This window comes from Streptomyces sp. S6, from assembly GCF_054880855.1.
This window is the reverse complement of the sequence record NZ_JBTYMC010000265.1, coordinates 1-9,481: the sequence shown is the minus strand read 5'-3', so window position 1 is coordinate 9,481 and position 9,481 is coordinate 1. Positions and strand designations below refer to the sequence as shown.

The 9,481-nt window shown below is 72.7% G+C and carries 10 protein-coding genes; 2 read left to right on the top strand and 8 right to left on the bottom strand.

The window, feature by feature from the left end; translation table 11 throughout:
• Both ACVNF4_RS27520 and ACVNF4_RS27515 read left to right on the top strand, forming a co-directional pair.
• The coding region (locus tag ACVNF4_RS27520) for an AAA family ATPase (protein ID WP_461805570.1) at window positions 1–620 on the top strand (620 nt) is incomplete at its 5' end.
• Between the two features lie 10 nt (window positions 621–630).
• Complete coding sequence (locus tag ACVNF4_RS27515; RefSeq protein ID WP_461805569.1) at window positions 631–1,314, top strand: ABC transporter permease; 684 nt, start codon at window positions 631–633, stop codon at window positions 1,312–1,314.
• Window positions 1,315–1,372: 58 nt separating this feature from the next.
• On the opposite strand, the gene mug is transcribed toward ACVNF4_RS27515, so the two are convergent.
• The 8 genes from mug to ACVNF4_RS27475 form a co-directional block, all read right to left on the bottom strand.
• Window positions 1,373–1,918 carry a G/U mismatch-specific DNA glycosylase gene (mug, locus tag ACVNF4_RS27510; protein ID WP_461805571.1) on the bottom strand — a complete coding sequence of 182 codons (546 nt, stop codon included), beginning with the start codon at window positions 1,916–1,918 and terminating at the stop codon, window positions 1,373–1,375.
• The gene (gene purB, locus ACVNF4_RS27505; protein ID WP_461805568.1) at window positions 1,915–3,357 is read right to left on the bottom strand and encodes an adenylosuccinate lyase; all 1,443 of its coding nucleotides are present in this window, start codon (window positions 3,355–3,357) and stop codon (window positions 1,915–1,917) included. The genes mug and purB overlap by 4 nt, the downstream gene beginning before the upstream one ends.
• Window positions 3,358–3,430: 73 nt before the next feature.
• Entirely contained in the window at window positions 3,431–4,219 is a 789-nt protein-coding gene (locus ACVNF4_RS27500) for an SGNH/GDSL hydrolase family protein (protein ID WP_461805567.1), read from the bottom strand.
• Between the two features lie 80 nt (window positions 4,220–4,299).
• On the bottom strand, window positions 4,300–5,313 hold the full coding sequence (locus tag ACVNF4_RS27495; protein WP_461805566.1) for a hemolysin family protein: 1,014 nt from the start codon (window positions 5,311–5,313) through the stop codon (window positions 4,300–4,302).
• Entirely contained in the window at window positions 5,310–6,632 is a 1,323-nt protein-coding gene (locus ACVNF4_RS27490; protein WP_461805565.1) for a hemolysin family protein, read from the bottom strand. Before ACVNF4_RS27490 ends, ACVNF4_RS27495 begins: the two co-directional genes overlap by 4 nt.
• Before the next feature lie 163 nt (window positions 6,633–6,795).
• The gene (locus ACVNF4_RS27485) at window positions 6,796–7,218 is read right to left on the bottom strand and encodes a GNAT family N-acetyltransferase (RefSeq protein ID WP_461805564.1); all 423 of its coding nucleotides are present in this window, start codon (window positions 7,216–7,218) and stop codon (window positions 6,796–6,798) included.
• A gap of 7 nt (window positions 7,219–7,225) precedes the next feature.
• Window positions 7,226–8,152 carry a TIGR03621 family F420-dependent LLM class oxidoreductase gene (locus ACVNF4_RS27480; RefSeq protein WP_461805563.1) on the bottom strand — a complete coding sequence of 309 codons (927 nt, stop codon included), beginning with the start codon at window positions 8,150–8,152 and terminating at the stop codon, window positions 7,226–7,228.
• A gap of 47 nt (window positions 8,153–8,199) precedes the next feature.
• Window positions 8,200–9,481, bottom strand: a 1,282-nt coding sequence (locus tag ACVNF4_RS27475; RefSeq protein WP_461805562.1) for an FtsX-like permease family protein, incomplete at its 5' end; no start/stop codon positions are given.

The following is a 9,481-nucleotide window of genomic DNA, read 5'->3' as shown; positions in this document are numbered from 1 at the left end:
TGCTCGCCGCGAGCAACCGGCTGCCCGCGCGCCGGGTCGACGAGGTCCTCGCGGAGACCGGCCTGACCACCGCCGCCGGACGCCGCGCGCGGACGTACTCCCTGGGCATGCGCCAACGCCTCGGCATCGCCGCCGCGCTGCTCGGCGACCCCGAAGTGGTCCTCCTGGACGAACCCTCCAACGGCCTCGACCCCGAGGGCATCGTCTGGATCCGCGGCCTCCTGCGCCGCCTCGCCGACGAGGGCCGCACCGTCCTCGTCTCCAGCCACCTCATGGCCGAGACCGCCGCCTACGCCGACCACCTGGTCATCCTCGGCCGGGGCCGCCTCCTCGCCGACACCCCCCTCAAGGAGTTCGTCCACGCGCGCGTACACCCGCGCGTACGGGTGCGGACGACGGACCCCGCCGCCCTCGTCGGCGCGCTCACCCGCGCCGGTCACCGGGCCGACGAACACCCCGACGGGCACTGGACCGTGCACCACGCGCGCGTGGACGACGTCGGCCGCCTCGCCTCCGACGCGGGCGTCCCCCTCCTCGAACTCGCCGCCGAGGAAGGGACGCTGGAGCAGGCGTACTTCGACCTGACCGCGGGCGAGACCGAGTTCACCGCACACGCCTAAGGAGCCCCGCATGTACACACCCGCCCTGCACGCCGAGTGGCTCAAGATCCGCACCCTGCGGTCACAGGTCGTCACCCTCGCCGTGATCCCTCTCGTCACGGTCACCTTCTCCGCCCTCGCCGGGGCGGACGCCGGCCTCGACGACCCGCTCTTCTCGGCCTTCTTCGGCGTCACCTTCGGCCAGATCGCCGCCGTCGCCTTCGGGACGAACGCCATGTCCGCCGAGTTCCGCGACGGCGCCCTGCGGACGTCCCTCGCCGCCGTACCCGACCGCACGCGCTGGTTCGCCGCGAAGGCGACGGCGATCGCCCTGCCGGTCCTGGCCGTCGGGCACCTCACCGGCGCGCTCACCCTGCTCACGGGGGACGGTCTCGGGTGGGCCGAGAGCCTGCGGGGCGTCGTGGGCTGCGGGATCTACCTCACGCTGATGGCACTGCTCGCCGCCGGGCTCACGGCCGTCCTGCGCAGCGGGGTGGCGGCGCTGGGGATCGTCGTACCGTTTCTGCTGATCGTGTCGTTCGTCGTCGGCGACGTGTCCGGGACGGTCGCGGACTGGTTCCCCGACCGGGCGGGGCAGGCGGTGCTGCACAGCGATCCGGCGGTCGAGCCGTGGACCGGGCTCGCGATGACGGGGCTGTGGGGCGCGATGGCTCTGGGGGCGGGGGTGTGGCGGGTGCGGAAGCGGGACGCGTGAACGTTTCCGCTCGGTCTTCGTCCCCGCCCGGCGCTCGTCCCCGCCCACCGGCGGAACCTCACCCCTCCGCCGCCTCCCGCAACCGCGCGAACTCCTCCGCCATCGTCGCCGCCGTCCAGTGCGCGTTCAGCCCGCTGGGGTTCGGCAGCACCCACACACGCGTGTCGCCGACGGTCCGTTCCTGCGCCCCCACGCGCGCGTGCCGGTCGCCGAAGGCGGCGCGGTAGGCGGTGATGCCGACGACCGCGAGCCAACGCGGCTTCAGGCGGCTCACCTTGGCGGTCAGCAGACGCCCGCCCTCCTGGTACTCCTCGGCGGACAGCTCGTCCGCCCGCGCACTCGCGCGCGCCACGACGTTCGTGATGCCGAGGCCGTACGACAGCAACTCCTGCTGCTCGGCCGGTTTCAGGAGGCGGGGGGTGAAGCCGGAGAGGTGCAGGACCGGCCAGAAACGGTTGCCCGGGCGGGCGAAGTGATGGCCCGTCGCGGCCGTCATGAGGCCGGGGTTGATGCCGCAGAACAGCACGCGGAGGCCGGGCGCGGCCACGTCGGGGACGAGGCGGTCGCGCGCGGCCTCCAGGTCGGCCTGGGTGAGGCGGGTCAGAGGATCGCCCCGGGGGTGTAACCGGCGGCCTCCGGACGCTGCTTGACGATCTCCTCGACCCGGGAGACCACCGAGGCGACCTGGGCCGCCGCAGCGCCCGTGAAGGACAGCTTGTCGGCCATCAGGGCGTCGAGCTGCGCGCGGTCCAGGGGGATGCGCTCGTCGGCGGCGAGCTTGTCGAGGAGTTCGTTGCGCTCGGCGCCCTGCTCGCGCATCGCCAGCGCCGACGCGACCGCGTTCTCCTTGATCGCCTCGTGCGCGACCTCACGGCCGACGCCCGCGCGGACGGCGCCCATCAGGACCTTCGTCGTCGCCAGGAACGGCAGGTAGCGGTCCAGTTCGCGGGCGACGACCGCCGGGAACGCGCCGAACTCGTCGAGCACCGTCAGGAACGTCTCCAACAGGCCGTCCAGCGCGAAGAACGCGTCCGGGAGGGCGACGCGGCGGACCACCGAGCACGAGACGTCGCCTTCGTTCCACTGGTCGCCGGCCAGCTCGCCCGTCATCGACGCGTAGCCGCGCAGGATCACCATCAGGCCGTTGACGCGCTCGCAGGAGCGGGTGTTCATCTTGTGCGGCATCGCCGAGGAGCCGACCTGGCCCGGCTTGAACCCCTCCGTCACCAGCTCGTGGCCCGCCATCAGGCGGACCGTCTTCGCCAGCGAGGAGGGGGCCGCCGCGAGCTGTACGAGGGCCGTGACGACCTCGTAGTCCAGCGAGCGGGGGTAGACCTGGCCGACCGACGTGAACGCCTGCGAGAAGCCCAGGTGACCGGCGATCCGGTCCTCCAGCTCCGCGAGCTTGGCCGCGTCGCCGCCGAGGAGGTCCAGCATGTCCTGGGCGGTGCCGACGGGGCCCTTGATGCCGCGCAGGGGGTAGCGGCCGAGGAGTTCCTCCACGCGCGCGTAGGCGACGAGGAGTTCGTCCGCCGCCGTCGCGAAGCGCTTCCCCAGGGTCGTCGCCTGCGCCGCCACGTTGTGCGAACGGCCCGCCATCACCAGCTCGCCGTACTCCGAGCTGAGCTTCGCCAGCCGCGCAAGGACCGCCACCGTGCGGTCGCGTACCAGCTCCAGCGACAGCCGCACCTGGAGCTGCTCGACGTTCTCCGTCAGGTCCCGGGACGTCATCCCCTTGTGCACCTGCTCGTGCCCGGCGAGGTCGTTGAACTCCTCGATCCGCGCCTTCACGTCGTGCCGCGTGACCTTCTCACGCTCCGCGATCGACGCCAGATCAACGGTGTCGAGCACCCGCTCGTAGTCCGCGATCGCCGCGTCCGGCACCTCGATCCCGAGGTCCTTCTGCGCCTTCAGCACCGCGAGCCAGAGCTGCCGCTCCAGCCTCACCTTGTGCTCCGGCGACCACAGCGTGGCCAACTCGACGGACGCGTACCGTCCGGCGAGGACGTTCGGGATGCGGGGCTTTGCGGGAGCGGTAGTCACGTGACCAGATTCTACTGGCGATTCACGCAGGCCAGGGCCGGGGTGGGGTTGGTGGGAACGTACGAGACGCCGGTCACGGGGCCGGTGTCTCGTACGGCAGCAGCTCCGGATGCTTGGGTGTGCGGCCGTCCCCCGAGGAGCGGCCCGTGAGGCGGCGGGCGATCCAGGGGAGGAGGTACTGGTGGGTGAAGCGGAGGTCGGCGGTGCGGCGGGCGGTCCAGGTGGGTGGGGGAGTGGGGGGAAGGGGGGTGCGCCAGTCGGGGTCCTCGGGGGTGTGGCCCAGGGTCTGCCAGACGGCCTCGGCGACGCGGCGGTGGCCTTCGGGGGTGAGGTGGAGGCGGTCGATGTCCCAGAGGCGGGGGTCCGCGAGGGAGGGGGCGCTGTAGAGGTCTACGACCAGGGCGCCGTGTTTTGTCGCCAGGGTGTCCACGTGCGCGAACAGCTCCTCCATGCGGGGGCGGAAGCGCTCCAGGACGGGGCCCTGGCGGCCGGGGCTGCGCATGAGGACGAGCTGCCCGCAGGCCGGGGCCAGGCGTTCCACCGCCTCCGTGAGGAGGTCCTTCACACGGACCATGTCGCACTTCGGGCGGAGCGTGTCGTTGAGACCGCCGACCAGGGTGACGACGTCGGCGCCCATCCCGGCCGCGGCGTCCACCTGCTCCTCGACGATCTGGCCGATCAGCTTGCCGCGTACGGCGAGGTTGGCGTACCGGAAGCCGGGCGCCTCGGCGGACATGCGGCCCGCCAGGAGGTCGGCCCAGCCCCGGTAGGAGCCGTCGGGGAGGAGGTCCGACATGCCCTCGGTGAAGGAGTCGCCGATCGCGACCAGGCTGGTGTACGGGGGAGTGGGTTTCGTCTGCATGGCGTCAGCGATCGTAACCCTGGTCCATACCCGGCGGTCGGTCACCCCGGTGCCCGAGGCAACCGACCGCCGGTCAGGGCTCACGCCCGCTGCCCGAACAACTCCCGCAGCACGTCCTCCATCGTCACCACCCCGGCCAGCCTCCCGTCGTCCCCCATGACCGCCGCCAGATGCGTACGGCTCTTCCGCATCGCCGTCAGCACGTCGTCCAGCGGTGTCGCCTCGCGTACGCGCGCGATGGGCCGCAGGTCGCGCAGGCGGAACGGCAGGTCGCGGGGAGAGGCGTCGAGGGCGTCCTTCACGTGGAGGTAGCCGACGATGCGCCGCCCCTCGTCGACGACGGGGAAGCGGGAGAAGCCGGAGGAGGCGGAGAGCTCCTCAAGGCTCTCCGGGGTGACGCCCACGCGCGCGTAGACGACGCGTTCGAGCGGCAGGACGACGTCCCGCACCGGACGCCGCCCCAGTTCGAGCGCGTCGTGCAGCCGCTCCTGCGCACGGTCGTCGATGAGCCCCGCCTCGCCCGCGTCCTTGACGATCTGGGCCAGCTCGGAGTCCGAGAACGTCGCCGTCACCTCGTCCTTCGCCTCGACGCGCAGGAGCCGCAGCAGAGCGTTGGCGAACGCGTTGATCGCGAAGATCACCGGCCGCAGCGCGCGGGAGAGCGCCACCAGCGGCGGCCCGAGGAGCAGCGCGCTGCGCACCGGCTCGGCGAGCGCGATGTTCTTCGGCACCATCTCGCCGAGCAGCATGTGCAGGTACGTCGCGACGACCAGCGCGATCACGAACGACACCGCGTGCCCGGCCCCCGAAGGGACGCCGAGCGCGTGGAAGACAGGCTCCAGCAGATGCTCGATCGCCGGTTCCGCGACGACACCGAGGACCAGCGTGCACAGCGTGATCCCGAGCTGCGCGGCGGCCATCAGCGCGGAGACGTGCTCCAGGCCCCACAGGACACTGCGCGCCCGCCGGTCACCCTGCTCGGCATGCGGCTCGATCTGGGAGCGCCGCACGGAGATCAGCGCGAACTCGGCGCCGACGAAGAAGGCGTTGACGACCAGGGTCGCCAGGCCGATCAGCAGTTGGACGGTGGTCATCGCTCGCCTTCCTCCTGATCCGGCGCGTGCAGCAGCACCCGCGCCGCCCGGTGCCCCGCCGCGTCCACGACGTCCAGCCGCCACCCGGCGACGTCCACCCGGTCACCCACGGCCGGGATCCGCCCCAGCTCCGTCGCCACGAGCCCCGCCAGCGTCTCGTACGGCCCCTCGGGGGCCCGCAGACCGACGCGGGCGAGCTGATCGGTGCGGGCGGCGCCGTCGGCCGAGTAGAGGGCGCGTCCGGCCTCGTCGGTGCCCGCGGGGGCGAGGTCGGGCGTCTCGTGCGGGTCGTGCTCGTCACGCACCTCGCCGACGACCTCCTCGACGATGTCCTCCAGCGTCGCGACGCCCGCCGTGCCGCCGTACTCGTCGATGACGACGGCCATCGTGCGCTTCCCGGAGAGCCGGTCCAGGAGCCGGTCCACGGTCAGCGACTCGGGGACCAGCAGCGGCTCGCGCATGATCTCCGCGACCGGCACCCGCGCGCGGCGCTCGGCGGACACGGCCAGCGCGTCCTTGATGTGGACCGTGCCGACGACCGCGTCGAGGCTGCCCCGGTACACCGGGAACCGCGACAGACCGCTCGCCCGCGTCGCGTTCGCGACGTCCTCGCAGGTCGCCTGCGCCTCCAGCGCCATCACCTGCACGCGCGGCGTCATCACGTTCTCGGCGGTCAGGTCGGCCAGGTTCAGCGTGCGCACGAACAGCTCGGCGGTGTCGGCCTCCAGGGCGCCCTCCTTCGCGGAGTGCCGGGCCAGCGCGGCCAGTTCCTGCGGCCCGCGCGCGGCGGCCAGCTCCTCCGTGGGCTCGACGCCCGCGAGCCGCACGATCCGGTTCGCCGTGTTGTTGAGGTGCGTGATGAACGGCCGGAACGCGGCACTGAACCAGCGCTGCGCGTTGCCGACGCTCTTCGCGACCGCCAGCGGCGAGGAGATCGCCCAGTTCTTCGGCACCAGCTCGCCGACGACCATCAGGAACACGGTCGACAGCGCCGTCCCGATCACCAGCGCGACCGACCGCGACGCCCCCTCGGGCAGCCCGGCCGACTCCAGCGGACCGGACAGGAGGATGGAGATCGACGGCTCGGCCAGCATGCCGACGACCAGGTTCGTGACGGTGATGCCGAGCTGGGCGCCGGAGAGCTGGAAGGTCAGGTTCCGTACGGCCGTCAGGGCGCCGGCGGCGCCCCGCTCGCCGCGCTCGACCGCCCGCTCCAGCTCGCCGCGCTCGACGGTGGTCAGCGAGAACTCGGCGGCGACGAAGGCACCGCACGTGAACGACAGCAGGACCGCCACCAGCAGGAGGAGCACTTCGGTCATCGGGTCACCTCCGTCCCATGATCGGGCAGGGCGGGGAGGAACGCGCGATGTCGGGTACTGGGAGGCTCGCCCATGGGCGGACGCTCACACCTTTCGTCGAGTAGGGAGGGGACCGCGCGGCACGCGGCCCCCTCAAGGGTAAAGGATGAGCAAAGCGGCCCGGTCAGGTCAGGGGCTTCACCCAACGCCGCCACTGCTCCTGCGGCGAGTACCCCGCCGCCGCCCAGGCATGGTGCGCGGTCTCGTTGCCCGTCAGCACCATCGCGTCCGCCCGCCGCCCGCCCAGCGCCGTGAACCGCTCCTCGGCGGCGGCCAGCAGCGCCGAACCGATACCCCGGCGACGCCGGTCCGGGTGCACGGCGAGCCGGTACAGGTGACAGCGCCAGCCGTCGAACCCGGCGACGACCGTCCCCACCAGCCGCCCGCCCGACTCGGCGAGGATCAGCGCCCCGGGGTCACGGGCGAGCAGCCGCTCGACGCCCGCGAGGTCGTCACTGATGCTCGTCCCCTCCGCCGCCGTCCTCCAGAAGGCCAGCACGGTGTCGAGGTCCTCGGGCGACGCGGCCCGTATCCGCAGATCATGCATACGGCGATCACAGCACCCCGGGCGCCCCCTCGACGGACATTCCGGCATCCGGACGGCCGCCCGCCACCGGCTCCCGGCCCTGCAAGTCCGCCAGCACCGGCCCGAACGCCTCCATGAACCCCTCCAGCACCGTGAAGTACGAGAACCCGTACCGCTCCCGCAAGCCCCGCACCTTCGCGACGATCTCCTCCCGCGACCCGATCAGCAGGATCGGCAGCTCCAGCAACTGTCCCGCCGTCGTTCCCGGTATCCGCTCCAGCAACGGCCGCACCGCGCCCTCCGGATCGTCCGTCACGACCACCTGCTGGACCAGCAGATTCCGCTCCGCCGCCTCCTCGCGACCGGCCGCGAACTCCAGGTACCTCGCGACCCGTTCGTCCAGCTCCTCCGGTGACAGGGGGGTGATCTGCCCCGTCCCGCTCCCCTCGACGACCCGCGCACCCGCGAACGCGACCACGTCCGCGTGCTCCGCCGCCAGCCGCAGCATCCGGTCACCGTTGCCGCCGATCAGCAACGGCACCCGCACGCCGTCCTCCTGACGCCTCATCAACTCCTCGACCGTGCGCCGCAGATGCGCCACCCGCTCACCCGGCGCACCCCACGGCAGACCCGCCTCCTCGTGCTCCGCCGCCACATACCCGGCGCCCAGGCCCAGTTCGAGCCGGCCGGCGGTCAACGCGGCCGTCGTCGCCACCTCGCGCGCCAGCAGCACCGGGTTGAAGAAACCCGTGTTGAGGACGAACGTCCCCACCCGGGGCTCCTGTGTCGCCTCCGCCGCCGCGACCAGCGACGGGAACGGCGCCGGCATCCCCAGATGGTCCGGCACCAGCAGCACGTCGTACCCCAGCTCCTCACCCCGACGGCACTTGGCCCGCCACGCCTCCAGCGGCGTGGGCTCCAGCAGATTGACCCCGAAACGGAACGGACGCGTCATGAACTCCCCCTGAGTGTCAAGTCACTTGAACGTTCGTCCGCATCCCATCACTCGTGTGCGATCGCCGCCAGTACGTTCATCCGCGACGCCCGCAGCGCCGGCAGCAGCGCGGCCACCACCCCCACCACCGCCGAGCCCACCACCACCGCGACGACCGTCCCCCACGGGATCTCCAGCACCGTCATCCCCCGCAACGCCAGCACCCGCTGCGCGCACACCCCCCACACCAGCCCCAGCGCAAGCCCCAGCACCGCCCCGAACACCGCGATCACCACCGACTCCAGCCGCACCATCCGCCGCAACTGCCGCCGGGCCAGCCCGATCGCCCGCAGCAGCCCGATCTCCCGCGTCCGCTCCACCACCGACAGCGCCAGTGTGTTGACGACCCCCAGCACCGCGATGACGATCGCCAGCCCCAGCAGCGCGTACACCAGGTACAGCAGCACCGCGATCTGGTCGTGCACCAGATCCTTGTAGTCCGCCTGGTCACGGACCTGCACCTGCGGATACGGCCCCAGCGTCCGCTCCAGCGCACCCCGCAGCGCCCCCGCGCCCGTCCCCCGCGCCGCGTTCACGTACAGCGCCGACTCCTGCCCGCCCGGCACGAACCGCTCGACCGTCGCCAGCCCCAGAAACAGCCCGCCCCGCGCGCCGAACCCCTCCGCCGCGTCCTGGTCGGTGAGCGCCCCCACCGTCAGCTCCGTCGTCCTGCCGCCCGGGAACTCCGTCGGCAGGACACTCCCGACCCGTACGCCGTGCTCCCGCGCGAAGTCCACGTCCATCGCGAGATGCCCCGCCGCCAGCGCCGCCGCCGTGTCCCCCTCGGCGTACCTGATGTGGGCGACGTCGTCCAGCCGAGGGTCGTACCCGGCGGCCGTCGTCTCGACTCGCCTGCCGTCCGGGAACCGCACCGCGAGCGGCGCGAAACGGCTCCGGACGACGAGACCGACCCCCGCCGTCGCCCGGACCTTGTCGGTGACCTCCTTCGTGAACGGCGTGAAGTTCCCGCTCTGGACGACGAAGTCCGCGCCGAGCGTCCGGTCGATCTGCCGGTCGAAGGACGCCGACATCGACGCGCTCGCCACCGACATCCCGCCGACCAGCGCCAGACCCACCATCAGCGCGGACGCCGTCGCCCCCGTCCGGCGCGGGTTGCGCAGGGCGTTGCGCTGGCTCATCCGGCCCACCGAGCCGAACAGCGCCGGGAACGCCCCGCCCAGCACCCGGATCACCGGGCGCACCAGCAGGGGGCCCGCGACGACCGTCGCGATCAGCGTCAGGACGATGCCCAGGCCCAGCAGCGACGCCGCCGACGCCGTCCGCGTCGAG

Excerpts from the sequence above, each read along its gene's own strand:
- ACVNF4_RS27485 (WP_461805564.1), bottom strand. The coding sequence starts at position 7,218 with ATGCATGATCTGCGGATACGGGCCGCGTCGCCCGAGGACCTCGACACC.
- ACVNF4_RS27495 (WP_461805566.1), bottom strand. The coding sequence starts at position 5,313 with ATGACCACCGTCCAACTGCTGATCGGCCTGGCGACCCTGGTCGTCAAC.
- ACVNF4_RS27490 (WP_461805565.1), bottom strand. The coding sequence starts at position 6,632 with ATGACCGAAGTGCTCCTCCTGCTGGTGGCGGTCCTGCTGTCGTTCACG.
- ACVNF4_RS27480 (WP_461805563.1), bottom strand. The coding sequence starts at position 8,152 with ATGACGCGTCCGTTCCGTTTCGGGGTCAATCTGCTGGAGCCCACGCCG.
- ACVNF4_RS27500 (WP_461805567.1), bottom strand. The coding sequence starts at position 4,219 with ATGCAGACGAAACCCACTCCCCCGTACACCAGCCTGGTCGCGATCGGC.
- ACVNF4_RS27515 (WP_461805569.1), top strand. The coding sequence starts at position 631 with ATGTACACACCCGCCCTGCACGCCGAGTGGCTCAAGATCCGCACCCTG.